This is a genomic window from Alphaproteobacteria bacterium (assembly GCA_002869105.1).
Classification (GTDB): Bacteria; Pseudomonadota; Alphaproteobacteria; order UBA7879; family UBA7879; genus UBA7879.
Genome location: PKTP01000003.1, coordinates 157,973 through 173,529, shown reverse-complemented (window position 1 = coordinate 173,529; position 15,557 = coordinate 157,973). Strand labels below are relative to the sequence as shown.

Genomic DNA, 15,557 nt, shown 5'->3' with positions numbered 1-15,557 from the left:
ATAATGAGTGCAAGTTCTTTCAGATTTTATGGCTTTTTGAGCCTTCTTCTTATACTACGGATTGCGTTTTTAGCTTTCACCACATTGCCCTTAGATTGTGAAGAGGCACAGTATTGGTGTTGGGGAGCTGAATCCATTTCCTGGGGGTATTTTTCTAAGCCCCCCTTGACCAGTTGGCTCATGACTTTGATGACGACGGTTGGCAACCAATCTGCATTTTGGGTGCGCTGCTTGTCCCCGGTTTTTCATTTTGGGGTGGCCTGGGTGATTTACGCTTGGGCAGTGTCTGAAACATCCAAAACAAAAGCACGATTGGCGGCTTTGCTGTATTTCACGCTGCCAGGAACGTTTTTTTCCTCCATTCTGATGACAACAGATGTGCCATTGCTGTTGATGAGTTCAATGAGCCTCTTGTTTATTTGGAAGGGGATTCAAAAAGAGCGCCTGGGATATTGGATGGTAGCGGGGGTCTTTTTGGGTTTGGCTCTGCTTTCAAAGTATATTGCAGCTTTTATCCCCATTTCGCTGATACTTTACGCTTCACTCTATCAACGGCGGTTGTTTAAAACTGCGGGCCTTTATTGCCTGCTTTTGGCGGCCTTTACTGTTGTTCTTCCACATCTGATTTGGCAGGTGAACCATGGTTTCACAACGATAGCGCATACCCTTAATTCTAATATGGTGGTGAATAGCTATGGGACAAAACTTAACTTTTCTGCTTTTTTTGAGTATGTGATTGGTCAATTTGCCTTGTTTGGCCCCTTTTTAATGGGCCTGCTGGTAACGCGGGCTTTTTGGCGCCCCAAGACACCGTTTGAAAAATTTAATCACTGCCTGATTTGGCCGCTGTTTATAACGATGTGCCTTCAGGGGTTGCAGCCCAAAGTGAATTTGAATTGGGGAGTCTTAACGGTTCTTGGGGTTGTTTTGCTGTGTGCACACGTTGAATCAGAGACGTTTTTGAAACGGATGATTGTGACTAATACCACACTTGGTTTCATTGGAATGGGGTTGCTGCTCAATCCTGAAGCCTCTATGCAACTGTTTGGAGTCAAATATAAGGGGCTTAACCATTATCAGTTGTTGCAGAAAGCTCAGCACTATACCGATCAGTGGTGTAAGCCCAACCAGTGTCATTTGATTGCTGATCATCGATGTGTGGCAGCCCTTGCACGGTTTTATGGCAATTATGCTTCTGCCCACAAATGGTATCGCGGGGTTGGTGGCAAGGATTATTTTGAATGGGTCAGCCCTTATAAAGAAAGAAATGATGGTAAAAGAGGCTTATATGCCATTGTAACACAAAGACCCATCGACGACTTTGGACAATTTGATCAGCTTGACTCTCATCAAAAAATTGATCCAAATCACACCTTGTATTTGGTGACATCAAAACCTGGATTCAGCGGGCCTGAGGACTCCTAGTCTCCATAAGAGCCACGAACATTTCCTTGAAGTTAATGATGAGTTTGAGTAGGGTTAAGCGTTAAATTGAGGTTTTGGATGTACTCTGTTGTGATTCCCCTTCATAATGAAGAAGGAAATGTTGAAAAGCTGGTTCATGAAATTGCCGCAGTCTTTAGAGCAAGCATCAAGCGAAAACATGAAATTGTATTGATTGACGATGCATCGATAGATTCAACGGCAGCGCTTGTTGAAAAAATGATGCAAAACAATCCTGCAATTACGTTGCTACAGCACAATAAAAAAGCCGGTCAGAGCCGAGCGCTTAAAACAGGTATTGAGCGTGCACGGTTTGAAACCATTATTACACTTGATGGGGATGGGCAGAACAACCCGGCTGATATTCCCGCGATGATTGAAGCGTTTCATAAACAAAGCAATACAGGTTTGGTAATCGGGTGGCGGCAGAAACGACAAGATCCGGGCTTAAAAACCAAAGCATCAAAGGCAGCGTTTCGCGTGCGCCAATGGATCTTGAACGATGATACTCCTGATACCGGCTGTGGGCTGAAAATCTTTAAGCAAACCCTCTTTGTGGCGATGCCGTTTTTTAACCACATTCACCGCTACATGCCAATATTGACCAAACATTTTGGGGAGCCCGTGACCTCTGTTGAAATCAGCCACAGAGCCAGAGAAGCCGGACAATCCAATTATGGAACATGGGATCGCCTCACTGTTGGTTTTATGGATGTCATTGGCGTGCGATGGTTGGTTAAACGCTATGATTCAACGGTGCATGTTCATGAGCTGTGAAACTTGGATTTATATCTTAGGGTTTGCGGGGCAAGCACTGTTCATGTCCCGATTCTTGATTCAGTGGATTTATAGTGAAAAACATAAGAAATCTGTTATTCCGCGGGCTTTTTGGTATTTTAGTTTAGGAGGTGGCATCCTTCTATTGGCCTATGCCATTTTGCAAAAAGACCCGGTGTTTATTTCCGGACAATCCTTTGGCTTGTTGGTTTATCTTCGCAATATTTACTTTATCCGTAAGGCTGATCGGAAGCTGTAAAACAGCAGAATGAGCTCTCCACAAAGCATGCTATCTTTTTATTAGGTTTGCGCCGGCCTTATATGGAGATCAGTATTAAGAGGGTGGCTCTTGCTCCAAAGCCCAAACTTGACAACACCTTCTAACCCCCCTAAACATGTGCTCATGTTAAAATGTTTCATTGAGCGCTGATATGGCAGAAGATTTTTATAGTATTTTAGGGGTGAGCCGTACCGTGACGGCTGTTGAGCTAAAGAAGGCTTATCGCAGCCAGGCGATGAAATATCATCCTGATCGCAACCCAGGTAATAAAGAAGCCGAAGAACAGTTTAAGCTTTTGTCTGAAGCTTATGAAACGTTGAGCGATGATCAAAAACGTGCTCACTATGACCAAGTCGGCCATGACTCCTATAAAAATGGGGGTGCGAATTCAGGGCCAGGCGGCATGGGTGGATTCGGATTTTCTGGCGGTGGTTTTAGCGATATTTTCGAAGAAGTGTTCGGTGATTTCATGGGTGGTGGACGCAGAGGACAGCGTCAGGCAGCTCAGGAAAGCGGTGAAGATCTTAAATATGAAATGGAAATCACGCTAGAACAAGCCTATGCGGGTATTGAAAAAGAAATTTCCTATAATGCACCGGCTCCTTGTTCAACGTGTACAGGAACAGGGTCTCAATCAAAAAAAGGGTTGCGGACATGCCAGACTTGTCATGGAAGCGGCGCGGTTCGGATGCAGCAAGGCTTTTTTATGATCGAAAGACCGTGCGTGACATGTCGGGGGCAAGGACAAACCATTGATGACCCCTGTGGCTCTTGCCGTGGCCAAGGGGTGGCTGATAAAAAACAAAAATTAAAACTCAAAATTCCAGCCGGCGTTCCTGACAATGCACGCATGCGGGTGAGTGGTCGTGGTGGTGCGGGACCGAGAGGGGGACCTTCTGGAGATCTTTATGTTTTTATCACTGTTAAGCCCCATGATCTCTATCAACGAGAAGAGAATGACTTATATTGTCGCCTGCCCATCACCGTTTTTGAGGCAATACAAGGTACAAAAAAAACGATTAAATCTTTGGATGACAAAGATATTGAAATCAACATCTCAGCCGGCACACAGCCTAATGCATCTATCCTTCACCGTAAGCAAGGGATGCCAGTTCATGGGTATCGAGAAAAAGGGGACTTGCATATAGAGATTCAAGTAGAAGTGCCAACAAAACTGACCCCAAAACAAAAACAAGCTTTCTCTGATTTTTATCAAGATCTTGATCATAAAAAAGCACATCCCCAGGTGAATAGTTTTTGGAAAAAAGCTCAAAAACTTTGGGGATAGGTGCTTATGAGTCAGCATCCCCCAGCCAAACTTTATGATCGATTGCTGACGAAACAAGAAGTGCAGACCTTCATTGAGTGCCTTGAGAAAGCAATTCTCAACCCCCAGACAGAACTGCAGTTCATGAATCCGTATACGCTTTTGGTGGCAACATTATTGTCGGCGCAGGCGACAGATGTGGGCGTGAACCGGGCGACGAACGATTTGTTTAAAAGTGTGACAACACCCCAACAAATGCTCGACCTTGGCGAAGAAAAGCTTATTGAGCATATTCGAACCATTGGTTTGTTTAATACAAAAGCCAAGAACATTATGAAGGGGGCTCAGATGCTCGTGGAGCACCATCAAGGAGAAGTGCCTCAGGATCGAGAGGCGTTGGAACGGTTGCCTGGCGTTGGTCGTAAAACAGCCAATGTGGTGTTGAATATTGCTTTCGGACACCCCACTGTTGCTGTGGATACGCATATTTTTAGAGTGGGAAATCGAACGGGTTTGGCCCCTGGGAAAGATCCGTTAGCTGTTGAACTGAGCTTATTGAAGCGCCTCCCCAAACATTCTCTTATGAAAGCGCATCATTTACTAATTCTGCATGGACGATATCATTGTAAGGCACGCACTCCCCTTTGCGCTACGTGCCCGGTACAGCATGTTTGCCGGTTCAAAAAGAAAAAGGCTACACTGATAACGGTTTAACTTTTTCGAACATATTGGCAGTCATGAAATCCACCTATACCTTTGATCAGGCATTGGAATTGTATCAAGAGATGCTCACCGTTGAAAAAAACGTTTCTGAGCATACCCTGGAATCTTATAGCCGTGACATTAAGAAACTGGCGCACTATCTAAGCAATGATAAGATTACCGTGGATACTGTCTCGTTAGAGGATTTAAGAGGATTTGTTGCCTCGCTGTTTGATCACAACCTGTCATCCCGATCGACAGCCCGGATTATTTCAAGTTGTCGTGGATTCTTTCAGTTTCTGGTTTTAGAAGGTCAGAGAGACGATAATCCAGCCAAACAACTTGAGATGCCGAAACATCAAGCAGGGCTCCCTAAAATACTAAGCATTGAGGATGTGAACCAGCTGATTCAAACAGCCCATGCAGATTTGTCGCCAGAGGGGCTGCGATTAACGGCCCTTTTGGAAATTCTTTATGCGACGGGGCTGAGGGTTTCTGAATTAATTTCATTGCCTTTTTCCCTGTTTCGCGATGCCCCTGACATGCTATTGATTCGTGGCAAAGGCAATAAAGAAAGATACGTACCGATTGGCCACTATGCCTTGGATGCGTTACACACCTATCTAAAAGTTCGGGATGTTTTTATTTATGGGACAAAAACCCATCAATATCTCTTTCCCTCTCGTGGGCTTAGCGGCCATTTAACCCGTCAGCGCTTTGGGCAACTCCTTAAAGAGTTGGCTTTGAAGTCTGGGTTAGCTCCTGAAAAGCTTTCCCCCCATGTGATTCGACATGCTTTTGCAACACATTTGCTGCACAATGGCGCTGATTTGATCAGTATTCAGAAGATGCTTGGTCACAGTGATTTGGCCACAACGCAAATCTACACCCATGTTTTGAAAGATAAACTTATTGAAGCGGTGACAACTTTTCATCCTTTGGCACAGTATAAAAAGAAGCCTTAAGCCAAATAGCCAACAATAACAAAGCCGAGAATGGTAAGGACAATTGTAACCAGAAAAAGGGGAAGGGCATATTTGCTGAGGCGATGGGTAATGAATGCCCCATATTTCCAGATAATAAATGCTTCAAAATAATAGCGCATCCCCCGTGAAATCAAAGAAGAGACCAAAAAAGTGATTAAGTTGAGGTGGATGGCCCCACAGGTAATGGTGACCAGCTTATAGGGAATAGGCGTTAAACCCTTAATAACAATGATCCAAAAACCATACTCATTAAACCAGGACTTGAAGGTGGCATAGCTAGTGTGCAAGTTATAAAGATTGATGATGTACATGCCAATGGATTCAAAGAGAAAGTAGCCAATGGCATAGCCAAGGATGCCGCCAACCACGGATGATAGGGTGCAGAGCGTTGCAAAGAACCAAGAGCGCTTTGGGTTGGCCAACATCATAGCGACAAGCATAGGATCGGGCGGCAGCGGAGAAAATGAACTTTCAGCAAAAGAAAAAGCCGACATTGCCCAAGGTGCCTTGGGGTGAGTTGACATACGATGCATCCAGTTTTTGACTTTACTCATTATTTTATGAAAAATTTTAGATACTATGCCGATTCAATTGAGCCCCGTAAAGGAAAAAGGCATACTATATTTTGAAACTTTTGCAGAGTGATGATAAATGACTCAGTTAAAAACCCGCTTTTATGAGGCGTTTTTACCCACCGTTAATCAATACAAACGCTTGTTTGATGCCCTTGAATACGCAGGCGCCAGGCCGATTTTTTTAGGGGGCTGCGTGCGAGATGTGATCTTGGGACGCGCTTTTATAGATATTGATATTGAAGTATATAATGTAAGCCAAGAACGACTGGAAGCATTACTAAAAGACATTGGTGGGTTTCAATATACAGGGCGAGCCTTTGGTATTTATAGAAAAGGTCATTTGGAAATTGCTTTGCCAAGACTAGAGGTGAAAACCGGTACAAAGCACACTGATTTTGATATTAAGATTAATCCCCACTTATCCTTTGAAAAAGCGGCGATTCGACGGGATTTAACCATTAATGCTATGGGATATGATTGGTTTGGGAATCAGTTCTTAGATCCTTTCGATGGATTAATACACTGTCAAAACAAGATCCTGGAAGCAGTGAATCAAGATACCTTCCGGGAAGATGAGTTGCGCGCCTTGCGCGTTGCCCAATTTATTGGACGGCTGCAGTTTGAACCGACAAATGCATTGGAGCGGTTATGCGCAACGGCAAAATTGGGCGCTTTGTCAAAAGAGAGAATAGGCACAGAACTCCGCAAGCTTCTTTGGAAAAGTGAAGTACCATCAAAGGGGTTTAATTTCTTAGAGAAAACAGAGCTTATTAAACAGCTTTTTCTTGAAAAATATGCTTTAGAGCAACGATCTGCATTCTACCAGTTTTGTGATTTGATGGGGGCCCAACCGACGGGTTTGCTGAAGGAGAAGGGCATTTTCAGTGCCTTATTTTGGTATGCGCCCAGCGATACAAGATGGCTACAAGCTGAGCTCGTTTCTTTGGATTTTTTCAAAAAAGACGTGATCTGGGGTTTGCATACAAACTCCTGGTTGCAGCAATTAACGGCAGAAACTGTGGTGGTTGAGAGATTTCATGAAGCGCTTTATCAATTAGATTTGCTGGGAGTCGGGTTGGAAGAAGCTGCTGGGTTGATCAAAGCATTGACCGGCACTGAGGCACTTGTGGCGCGGATTCAGGCGGTGGATCCATATCTATTAATCCCGAAGGTTCAAGCCGTGGACTTGATAGAGGCTGGCGTTGTTCCTGGCCCAGCAATGGCTGAATATATAAAAAAGGCTCGGTTGGTTCAATTTCAGGAACCGGACCTGTCGAAGGCTGCTTTGTTGAATAGGATTTTGGGAGGTATTTAAATAAAGATTTAAACAGCAGAAGCTTTGTTATTCCTCCGGAAAGGGGCTGGAATGAAGTATGCACAGAGTGCTGTGTGAGAATGAATAAAAAGGTCTATACTCTTGAGATCACCTAAAAGGATAGGTGGCGTCCCCAAGGGGATTCGAACCCCTGTTGCCGCCGTGAAAGGGCGATGTCCTAGGCCTCTAGACGATGGGGACGGACTCTTGTTATTTAGACGTTCATCTTCTAAAAATCAAGCCTTTTTCACATAAAAAAGATTTTTTATACAATTTTTTAATCAAAGGGGGTTGACGTTAAAAAAGGGGCACATGGCCCCTTAAAAAAATCTGACATACATTCAGTGTGGTTTTACTCTCAGTATCCAGCTTCTTTCAAAGCGGCTTTAAACTCTTTTTTGTTCATACGCATCGTAAGCATAACATCAGCACCATCAGGATGAGAGAGAGTCAAAATTTGATACAATTCATCTTGTCCCTCAACCTTTATGCCCGTTCTTGTACGTTCGATATCAGGATTGGATTCAGCAGATGAGTTGAATGTGCAATTCCAGGTTGGGTGATCCTGTTGGACCTGATCAGGATCTCCTATTTTTGGATGGCCTTTATAAAGAAGGTGAGCACATTGATTTGTAAATTCTTCTTTTGACATGTCAAATTTCAGTTCCACCTTTTCGGCATCCGAAACCGTAAATCCAAATGTATTACTGCCTTTCTCCATAATAAGGTTACATGTTTTAAACATGCCTCCATTGAGTATGATGCTCCCATTAGAACGAGTAACTGACCCACCTCCAGGAAAGTCAAAGGTCATGGCCCAATCTTGATTTGCAGAAGCTGCAGCCGCAGGATGTCCTCGAGCTTCATCCGTGGTAAATTCTGGATTTGGGTCACTTGCTGATAGGGAAAGAGCAGAAACAAGCGCTAAAGTTGATAATTTTAGTTTTTTCATGAGATGAGTTCCTTAATTTTGTTTCGATAATATATCGTTAGATTTTAATATATTCAAGTTTCACACATGTCTTGCCAGGGTAGGGGCGCGGTATATATCTGATTGATCTGATTGTTCAAACAAAACTCAATTTGGGCCGCATGAAGATATAATCTTTTTTCCAGACAAGGATTATTTTTGAACTGTTCACGTGCTTTGGCATAACGATAATCCCCCATAATCGGGTGTCCAATAGAGGCCATGTGAACACGAAGTTGATGCATGCGACCAGTTTGAGGTATCAGCCGCACCAATGTATTGGTGCCTTGAAAGTCAATCCGTTCAAAATGTGTTAAAGCCGGTTTGCCCTCTGGGCTAATGCAAACCTTATCATTCACTCTCCCTTGAATAAGAAGAGGACAGTCAATAGACCCACTTTGTTGGAAAACATGGCCTTCAACCAAGGCAATATATGTTTTTTTAACCTGTTGCCCTTTAAAAGCTTGGGTCAAATCTTTTGTCAGAGCAAGGTCTTTTGAAACCAAAAGAAGACCGCTTGTGCTGCGATCAAGGCGGTGAACGAGATAAATAGCTCGATTTTCTTTTTCCTTAAAATAGGCTTGCGCCAGACAATCAACTGATGTTGAGAGCCCAGTCCCCCCTTGGGTGGCAAGGCCAGGGGGTTTATTGATCACAAGTAACTTTTCTGTTTGATCTAAAATCAGGCTTTCAAAAAATGTTTTCTCAGCTGAAGACAGTGTTTTCAGAGAAGGGGTGGTAGCCCTGCTTTTTTCATCAATTGTTTCAACGGGCAAGGTCAGCTGAGCATGAGGGGTAAGGCGATCCCCGGGCGCAGTTTTTTGATTATTAAGCTTGATCTTTTTTTGCCGACACCACTTGGCGATTAAACCATAGGGCCAATGGGGGTAGTGACGCTTAAGAAAATTATCTAAGCGGCTGTTTTCTTCTGATTCGGGGATAGTAATACAGTCAAATTTCATGAGATTTATATACCATAGATTCAAGTTGATGGCTTGAACAATGTGACAGTAAAAGATGTAGTCGATTTACTTTTTCAAGCATTCATGATTAAAGTTGAGCATGGCATTAGAAAAGACAGGTGCGCACCAATTAACATTACCCTTTAAAGGGATCGTTGACTACAGCATCAACTCTTATGCTGTGGGGCAGGGGAATGATCATATTCTTCAAGCTGTTTCGGCGGAGGACGCTTCAGCAGGTTTTTTTATTCAAGGACCAAAAGGATGTGGCAAAAGCCACTTGGGGCATGTCTTAGCCCATCGATTTCAAGGACAATACCTCCCGATTCACAGGCTGAAAGAAATCGACGTTGCCGATGATTTTTTCGGACAAAAAAGCATGATCATTGATGATTTCCACGAAGTTGCAGATGTCCACGAAGAATTACTGTTTCACCTTTTTAATGCCATTCGACGACATCAAAAGACTTTTTTTGCTTTATCACAAGTTAATTTAGAACACCTCTCTCTTAAAACACCTGATTTAATTTCAAGATTAAAGCTTTTGAACGCCCTTTCATTTTCCGCCCCTGATGAAAATTTATTGGCACAAATTTTAGTCAAACGCTTTTCAGATAATGAAATGACTATTGACGCTGCAGTTGTTGAGTATTTGATGCAAAGGCTGCCAAGGGATTATTCAATGATACAGCGGTTTTGTTCGGATTGTATGCAGGAAGCGCTTCAGTATAAAAAGAAAATAACAATCCCTTTTGTTTCTAAAGTTTATCAACAGAAGTTCAACCAACAATAGAATTGAACGAAGAAATGCAATTTATAAATCTTAAAGGTTTTTGCTATTGCTTATTAAGCAAACAAAGCATCCACTTAAACCCATATCTTTACGGTATGGGTTTCTTTTTGTATTTGGCTTTTCCACAAAGAATGATGTTTCACTTGATTTGATTTGATTTTATGATGTAGGTTACAGCCACTTGATATGAGACCTATATGTCAGTAACACCAAAAGATATTGAACGTGCCGCAAAACTATCTGCCTTGAAAAGCTCTGAAGAAGATTATGAGCTTTTTATGTGCCGAATTTCTCGGGTATTTGAATGGGTAGAAACCCTTCAAGAGATTGACACAAAAGGCATTGCTCCGCTTGCAAACCCCTTGGAGAACTTTCCTGAAATGATTCAAGAGATGCAAAAAGATCACCCTCATCAAACAAATACTTCTGAAGATATTTTAAAAGAAGCGCCTGGGCGCGAATTTAATATGTTCAAGGTTAAGAAAGTTATCGAGTAAACCCTATGACAGATTTAACAAAGCTCTCAGTAGATGCCTTGCTTGCTGGTTATGGCAGAAAAGAATTTTTGCCGTCAGATGTTATTCAAGCTTATCGCCAAAGATATGAGAACCATCGCCATTACAACACTTACACACAAACATGCTTTGATGAGGCACAACAAAAAGCTGAACTCGCTGATAAAAAGGTGCAGTCTGGATCTGAGCTTTTGTCCTTAGAAGGTCTACCACTTGCGGTAAAAGACAATTTTGCGCAGAAGAATAAAGTGACCTCTGCTTGTTCAGCCATCCTCAAAAACTTTAAACCCTTTTATGATTCAACCATAACAGCACGCCTTGAGCAGGCTGGGTGCATTGCCGTTGGTACAACAAATATGGATGAATTCGCCATGGGGTCATCGACAGAAAACAGTATATATGGCCCAACAATTAATCCATGGAAGAGTAAAAAAAATCCTGAGCTCCAGCTTTCACCAGGTGGTTCTTCCGGTGGGTCTGCAGCCGCGGTTGCGGCGCGTTTAGCAGCAGCTTCTATTGGAACGGATACCGGCGGATCCATTCGACAACCAGCTGCTTTTAATGGCTTGGTTGGCTTTAAACCAACTTATGGGCGATGTTCTAGATATGGGATAGTCGCGTTTGCTTCATCCCTTGATCAAGCAGGGCCGATCACCCGAACAGTCATGGACAGTATACGCCTGTTTGAAACGATGAGCGGCGTTGATACAAATGATTCAACAACAGCAAAAATCGAGCCTTTTAGATTTAGCCGAGACAGAGGATTTAATGGCATTACCTTTGGGCTGCCGGTGGAATTTTTAGAGGCTTGCACCAACAATGAGATTAAAACATGTTGGTTAAATACCGCGCGCATTCTGGAATCAAAAGGGGCGCAGCTTAAAGAAATATCTCTCCCTCATATTGGAAAAGCACTTGCAATATATTATATTATTGCGCCCGCCGAGGCAGCTTCAAACTTAGCCAGATATGATGGGGTTCGTTACGGAGAGCGCATCGAGGGGAAGAACCTACAAGAGATGTACATCAAGTCGAGAAGTGAAGGATTCGGCGAAGAAGTAAAACGACGCATTATGGTTGGGAACTTCGTTCTTTCCTCAAAGGCCTATGACGCTTACTATTTGCAGGGCTTGCGGGTAAGAAATCTGTTGTTTCAAGAATTGCAAACAGTCTTTCAGGACGTTGATTTGATTTTATCACCTACAACACCCACACCCGCATTTGCGTTGGGTTCAAAAGTTTCAAACCCTATGGAAATGTATCAGTCAGACTTATTCACAGTGGGTGCTAACCTTGCTGGAATCCCGGCAATATCTGTGCCGATTTCACAATGTCAGGATGGATTGCCGATGGGCGTACAACTGATGGCGAATGCTTTTCATGAAAATTTATTGTTCAATGCTGCTCTCGATTTAGAAGATGAATATCAGTTTCATGCAACCCTTCATCAGGAAATTCAATAATGGCACAGATAGATTCTTTACGCTCTTTGATTAAAACTGACACGGGCGCTTGGGAAGTAGTGATTGGGCTTGAGATTCATGCTCAAATCATGTCTGAGACCAAACTTTTTTCTCGAGCCGAAACCTCTTTTGCAGCAGAGCCAAATACACATGTAACCCCAATTGATGCGGGCTTTCCGGGAATGCTTCCCCTTTTGAACTCGTACTGTGTTCACCAAGCAATTAAAACAGGGCTTGGCCTCAATGCCCAAATCAACCTTTTTTCAAGGTTTGATCGAAAGAATTATTTCTATCCTGACTTGCCAAATGGCTATCAAATTACGCAGCTGTACCATCCAATCGTTGGTGAAGGACACCTTGATATTCCAGTTGCAGGCAACGAAAATTCAATTCGTGTTGGTATTGAGCGCATTCATCTTGAACAAGACGCTGGAAAGAGCATTCACGATTTAAGTCCTGATTCTAGCTTTATTGACCTTAATCGTGCCGGAACAGCCTTGATGGAGATTGTGACCAAACCAGACCTGAGAAGTGCTGATGAGGTTATGGCGTTTATGAAAAAAATACGCCTGATTCTGCGTTATCTTGGAACCAGTGATGGCAACATGGATGAGGGCAGCTTGCGTGCTGATGTAAACGTCTCTGTTCGTCGACCTGGTGAGCCGCTGGGGCGCCGTGTGGAAATCAAAAACGCCAATTCCATTAAATTCATTGGTCAAGCCATCCACTTTGAAATTAATCGTCAAATAGCCGCCCTTGAATCTGGCGCAGAAATTACTCAGGAAACGCGGTTATATGACCCTCAAAAAGGTGAAACTCGGCCTATGCGTTCGAAAGAGGATGCCCAAGATTATCGCTATCATCCAGATCCTGATTTGTTGCCGATTCAACTTGAAAATGATTACATTGATACCATCCGCCAATCAATGCCAGAACTCCCGGATCCTAAGCGATCAAGGTTTATTAAAGAGTATGGTCTTTCTGCTTATGATGCAGAGGTAATGGTTTCTGAAATAGAAACCCCTGATATTTATGAACGCGCGGTTCAAGCATTAAGCTCCTGGAAAGAGGGCCAACATGATACGCTTCAATCGAAATTATTGGCTAATTGGTTCTTAGGTGATCTTTTCAGCCAACTGAAAAAGGAATCTTTGAAAATAACTGACATTCCTTTTGAGATTGAACACCTCTCAGCGTTGGTTAACTTGATCTCAGATGACACCATTTCTGGAAAAATTGCTAAAGACGTTTTCCAAGAAATATGGAAAACAAATAAATCTCCCAAGGTTATTGTTGAGGAGAAGGGTCTGAAGCAAGTTACTGATGTTTCGATGATTGAAAATGAGGTTGAAAAGGTTATTGAGGCGAATCCACAAATGGTTCAAGATTACCTCGGGGGCAAAGATAAAATCATTGGATTTCTTATTGGCCAAGTCATGAAAGCCACCAAAGGAAAAATTAATCCTGGGGCCCTGAATCAAATTATGGTAAAAAAATTGAGTTCAATGAGGGGAGGTAAGTAATGAGTAAAAGTCAAAAATCTCAGCTTAACGCCGAACAAATCAAAAAATTCTACCACGATATGCTGCTCATTCGTCGTTTTGAAGAGCGCTCTGGGCAGCTTTATGGCCGTGGACTTATCGGTGGCTTTTGCCATTTATACATTGGACAAGAAGCCATCGTTGTTGCTTTAACCTCGCTCCAAAACCCCCAAGACACCGTTATCACGGCTTATCGCGATCATGGACATATGCTGGCCTGTGGCATGGATCCAAGAAGAGTGATGGCTGAGCTGACAGGAAGAAAAGAGGGGTATTCGGCCGGAAAAGGTGGCTCTATGCACATGTTTAGCCGCGAAAAAAACTTTTTTGGAGGACATGGCATTGTCGGTGCACAGGTTTCAATTGGCACAGGGATGGCGCTTGCTCATCAATATAAAGAGGATGGGGGCGTTTGTCTGACCTACTTTGGAGATGGGGCATCCGATCAAGGACAAGTATATGAGTCCTATAACATGGCATCCCTTTGGGACCTTCCTGTTCTCTATGTGATTGAAAACAATCAATACTCCATGGGAACGGCTCTTCACCGTCACGCATCTGGAGATGGTTTGTGGAAACGAGGTGCAGGGTTTGGCATTGAAGGGGCTCAAGTCAATGGTATGGATATCCGCGACGTTTTAATCGCTGGTGAAAAAGCGCTGACATACGTGCGCGAGAAAAAGCGCCCGTTTATTCTTGAGGTGGACACCTATCGCTATCGAGGTCACTCGATGTCTGATCCAGCCTTATACCGAACCAAAGAAGAAGTAAGCGGTTTTAAAGATACCAATGATCCCATCATTAATTTGAAAAAATATGCTTTTGACCAAAAACTAGCCTCTGAAGATGATTTCAAAGAAATTGACGACCATGTCAAAAAAGAAATGCTAGAAACCATTGAGTTTGCTGAAGAGTCCCCAGAGCCGGATCTTTCTGAACTTTGGACGGATGTTTTGATTGAAAACGATAAGGGTGCACAATGACGATGATTGCAATTCGTGACGCTTTACGAGACGCCATGGCCGAAGAAATGCGCCGTGACAAAGATGTTTTTGTTATGGGTGAAGAAGTTGCTGAATATCAAGGCGCCTACAAGGTGACCCGGGGTCTTCTACAAGAATTTGGGCCTAAACGCGTTATTGATACACCCATTACAGAGCATGGATTTGCCGGACTTGGAGTTGGTGCGGCTTTTATGGGCCTGAAACCAATTGTTGAATTCATGACCTTTAACTTTGGCATGCAAGCCATTGATCAAATCATTAACTCAGCTGCTAAAACGCTCTATATGTCTGGCGGGCAAATGGGCTGCCCGATTGTATTCAGGGGCCCTAATGGTGCAGCTTCCAGAGTCGGCGCGCAGCATTCTCAGTGTTTCGCGAGCTGGTATGCACATTGCCCGGGATTAAAGGTTGTTAGCCCCTACGATGGAGCCAGCTCTAAAGGTCTCTTAAAAGCAGCAATACGAGATCCAAACCCGGTGATTTTCCTTGAAAATGAGTTGATCTATGGCTTTGAATTTGATGTTCCGGATGATCCAGATTTTATCGTACCACTTGGCAAAGCAGAGGTTGTCCGTGAAGGGACCGATGTAACAATCACCGCCTTTTCCCGGATGGTTGGACTTGCCCTTGACGCCGCTGAAAAGTTGAAAGAAAAAAATATTAGTGTTGAGGTGGTTGACCTGCGCACGCTTGCTCCCCTTGATACTCACACTATTCTTCAGTCCTTCAAGAAAACCAATCGTTTGGTTAACGTTGAAGAGGGATGGGCCTATGCGGGCATCGGATCTGAAATTTCATACTTAATTATGGAATTGGGATTCGATGATATGGATGCACATGTTGAACGTGTTGCGGCGGCAGCTGTTCCCCTTCCATATGCACACAACTTGGAACAAGCAGCTTTGCCCCAGGTTGATGATATTATTAAAGCTGTCGAAAAAGTGACTTATCGGCAAAAATAGGA

16 protein-coding genes and 1 tRNA gene are annotated in these 15,557 nt (G+C 43.3%); 13 read left to right on the top strand and 4 right to left on the bottom strand.

Annotated features, from left to right (window positions below):
• Window positions 1-3: 3 nt before the first annotated feature.
• From C0582_01770 to C0582_01745, 6 genes are all read left to right on the top strand, one after another.
• Window positions 4-1,425: a hypothetical protein gene (locus C0582_01770; GenBank protein ID PLX30261.1), complete on the top strand. Its 1,422-nt coding sequence runs from the start codon at window positions 4-6 to the stop codon at window positions 1,423-1,425.
• A gap of 78 nt (window positions 1,426-1,503) precedes the next feature.
• Window positions 1,504-2,220, top strand: a complete 717-nt coding sequence (locus tag C0582_01765) for a dolichol-phosphate mannosyltransferase (protein ID PLX30260.1) — start codon at window positions 1,504-1,506, stop codon at window positions 2,218-2,220.
• Entirely contained in the window at window positions 2,156-2,479 is a 324-nt protein-coding gene (locus tag C0582_01760; protein ID PLX30259.1) for a hypothetical protein, read from the top strand. Before C0582_01765 ends, C0582_01760 begins: the two co-directional genes overlap by 65 nt.
• A gap of 172 nt (window positions 2,480-2,651) precedes the next feature.
• A complete protein-coding gene (dnaJ, locus tag C0582_01755; protein PLX30258.1) occupies window positions 2,652-3,788 on the top strand; it encodes a molecular chaperone DnaJ in 1,137 nt (378 codons plus the stop codon).
• Window positions 3,789-3,794: 6 nt separating this feature from the next.
• A complete protein-coding gene (gene nth, locus C0582_01750) occupies window positions 3,795-4,481 on the top strand; it encodes an endonuclease III (protein PLX30286.1) in 687 nt (228 codons plus the stop codon).
• A gap of 23 nt (window positions 4,482-4,504) precedes the next feature.
• A complete protein-coding gene (locus tag C0582_01745; protein ID PLX30257.1) occupies window positions 4,505-5,434 on the top strand; it encodes a recombinase XerD in 930 nt (309 codons plus the stop codon).
• On the opposite strand, the gene C0582_01740 is transcribed toward C0582_01745, so the two are convergent.
• Window positions 5,431-6,009 carry a cytochrome B gene (locus C0582_01740; GenBank protein PLX30256.1) on the bottom strand — a complete coding sequence of 193 codons (579 nt, stop codon included), beginning with the start codon at window positions 6,007-6,009 and terminating at the stop codon, window positions 5,431-5,433. The genes C0582_01745 and C0582_01740 overlap by 4 nt on opposite strands.
• A 97-nt stretch (window positions 6,010-6,106) precedes the next feature.
• Here C0582_01740 and C0582_01735 point away from each other — a divergent pair, with 97 nt between their 5' ends.
• Window positions 6,107-7,345: a hypothetical protein gene (locus C0582_01735; GenBank protein PLX30255.1), complete on the top strand. Its 1,239-nt coding sequence runs from the start codon at window positions 6,107-6,109 to the stop codon at window positions 7,343-7,345.
• 125 nt (window positions 7,346-7,470) lie between these two features.
• On the opposite strand, the gene C0582_01730 is transcribed toward C0582_01735, so the two are convergent.
• The 3 genes from C0582_01730 to C0582_01720 all read right to left on the bottom strand — a co-directional run bounded on the left by C0582_01730 (window position 7,471) and on the right by C0582_01720 (window position 9,277).
• Window positions 7,471-7,546: transfer RNA gene (locus C0582_01730), tRNA-Glu, on the bottom strand.
• 157 nt (window positions 7,547-7,703) lie between these two features.
• Window positions 7,704-8,297 (bottom strand): hypothetical protein, encoded by a 594-nt coding sequence (locus C0582_01725; GenBank protein PLX30254.1) that lies wholly within the window; start codon window positions 8,295-8,297, stop codon window positions 7,704-7,706.
• A 53-nt stretch (window positions 8,298-8,350) separates the two neighbouring features.
• Window positions 8,351-9,277, bottom strand: coding sequence for a hypothetical protein (locus tag C0582_01720; protein PLX30253.1), 927 nt, complete (start codon window positions 9,275-9,277; stop codon window positions 8,351-8,353).
• Window positions 9,278-9,377: 100 nt separating this feature from the next.
• Between C0582_01720 and C0582_01715 the strand changes: the two genes are divergently transcribed.
• From C0582_01715 to C0582_01690, 6 genes are all read left to right on the top strand, one after another.
• On the top strand, window positions 9,378-10,070 hold the full coding sequence (locus C0582_01715; protein PLX30252.1) for a hypothetical protein: 693 nt from the start codon (window positions 9,378-9,380) through the stop codon (window positions 10,068-10,070).
• Window positions 10,071-10,267: 197 nt separating this feature from the next.
• The gene (gene gatC, locus C0582_01710; protein PLX30251.1) at window positions 10,268-10,567 is read left to right on the top strand and encodes an Asp-tRNA(Asn)/Glu-tRNA(Gln) amidotransferase GatCAB subunit C; all 300 of its coding nucleotides are present in this window, start codon (window positions 10,268-10,270) and stop codon (window positions 10,565-10,567) included.
• Between the two features lie 5 nt (window positions 10,568-10,572).
• Entirely contained in the window at window positions 10,573-12,048 is a 1,476-nt protein-coding gene (gene gatA, locus C0582_01705) for an Asp-tRNA(Asn)/Glu-tRNA(Gln) amidotransferase GatCAB subunit A (GenBank protein ID PLX30250.1), read from the top strand.
• Window positions 12,048-13,571 (top strand): Asp-tRNA(Asn)/Glu-tRNA(Gln) amidotransferase GatCAB subunit B, encoded by a 1,524-nt coding sequence (gene gatB, locus C0582_01700; GenBank protein ID PLX30249.1) that lies wholly within the window; start codon window positions 12,048-12,050, stop codon window positions 13,569-13,571. Before gatA ends, gatB begins: the two co-directional genes overlap by 1 nt.
• Window positions 13,571-14,572 (top strand): pyruvate dehydrogenase (acetyl-transferring) E1 component subunit alpha, encoded by a 1,002-nt coding sequence (pdhA, locus tag C0582_01695; protein ID PLX30248.1) that lies wholly within the window; start codon window positions 13,571-13,573, stop codon window positions 14,570-14,572. The genes gatB and pdhA overlap by 1 nt, the downstream gene beginning before the upstream one ends.
• Window positions 14,569-15,555: a pyruvate dehydrogenase complex E1 component subunit beta gene (locus tag C0582_01690; protein ID PLX30247.1), complete on the top strand. Its 987-nt coding sequence runs from the start codon at window positions 14,569-14,571 to the stop codon at window positions 15,553-15,555. Before pdhA ends, C0582_01690 begins: the two co-directional genes overlap by 4 nt.
• The last annotated feature ends 2 nt before the right edge of the window (window positions 15,556-15,557 follow it).

Coding starts and splice junctions, on each gene's coding strand:
- C0582_01715 (PLX30252.1), top strand. CDS start 9,378: ATGGCATTAGAAAAGACAGGTGCGCACCAATTAACATTACCCTTTAAA.
- pdhA (PLX30248.1), top strand. CDS start 13,571: ATGAGTAAAAGTCAAAAATCTCAGCTTAACGCCGAACAAATCAAAAAA.
- C0582_01740 (PLX30256.1), bottom strand. CDS start 6,009: ATGAGTAAAGTCAAAAACTGGATGCATCGTATGTCAACTCACCCCAAG.
- gatA (PLX30250.1), top strand. CDS start 10,573: ATGACAGATTTAACAAAGCTCTCAGTAGATGCCTTGCTTGCTGGTTAT.
- C0582_01725 (PLX30254.1), bottom strand. CDS start 8,297: ATGAAAAAACTAAAATTATCAACTTTAGCGCTTGTTTCTGCTCTTTCC.
- dnaJ (PLX30258.1), top strand. CDS start 2,652: ATGGCAGAAGATTTTTATAGTATTTTAGGGGTGAGCCGTACCGTGACG.
- C0582_01720 (PLX30253.1), bottom strand. CDS start 9,277: ATGAAATTTGACTGTATTACTATCCCCGAATCAGAAGAAAACAGCCGC.
- C0582_01770 (PLX30261.1), top strand. CDS start 4: ATGAGTGCAAGTTCTTTCAGATTTTATGGCTTTTTGAGCCTTCTTCTT.
- gatB (PLX30249.1), top strand. CDS start 12,048: ATGGCACAGATAGATTCTTTACGCTCTTTGATTAAAACTGACACGGGC.
- C0582_01745 (PLX30257.1), top strand. CDS start 4,505: ATGAAATCCACCTATACCTTTGATCAGGCATTGGAATTGTATCAAGAG.
- C0582_01735 (PLX30255.1), top strand. CDS start 6,107: ATGACTCAGTTAAAAACCCGCTTTTATGAGGCGTTTTTACCCACCGTT.
- C0582_01765 (PLX30260.1), top strand. CDS start 1,504: ATGTACTCTGTTGTGATTCCCCTTCATAATGAAGAAGGAAATGTTGAA.
- nth (PLX30286.1), top strand. CDS start 3,795: ATGAGTCAGCATCCCCCAGCCAAACTTTATGATCGATTGCTGACGAAA.
- C0582_01690 (PLX30247.1), top strand. CDS start 14,569: ATGACGATGATTGCAATTCGTGACGCTTTACGAGACGCCATGGCCGAA.
- C0582_01760 (PLX30259.1), top strand. CDS start 2,156: ATGTCATTGGCGTGCGATGGTTGGTTAAACGCTATGATTCAACGGTGC.
- gatC (PLX30251.1), top strand. CDS start 10,268: ATGTCAGTAACACCAAAAGATATTGAACGTGCCGCAAAACTATCTGCC.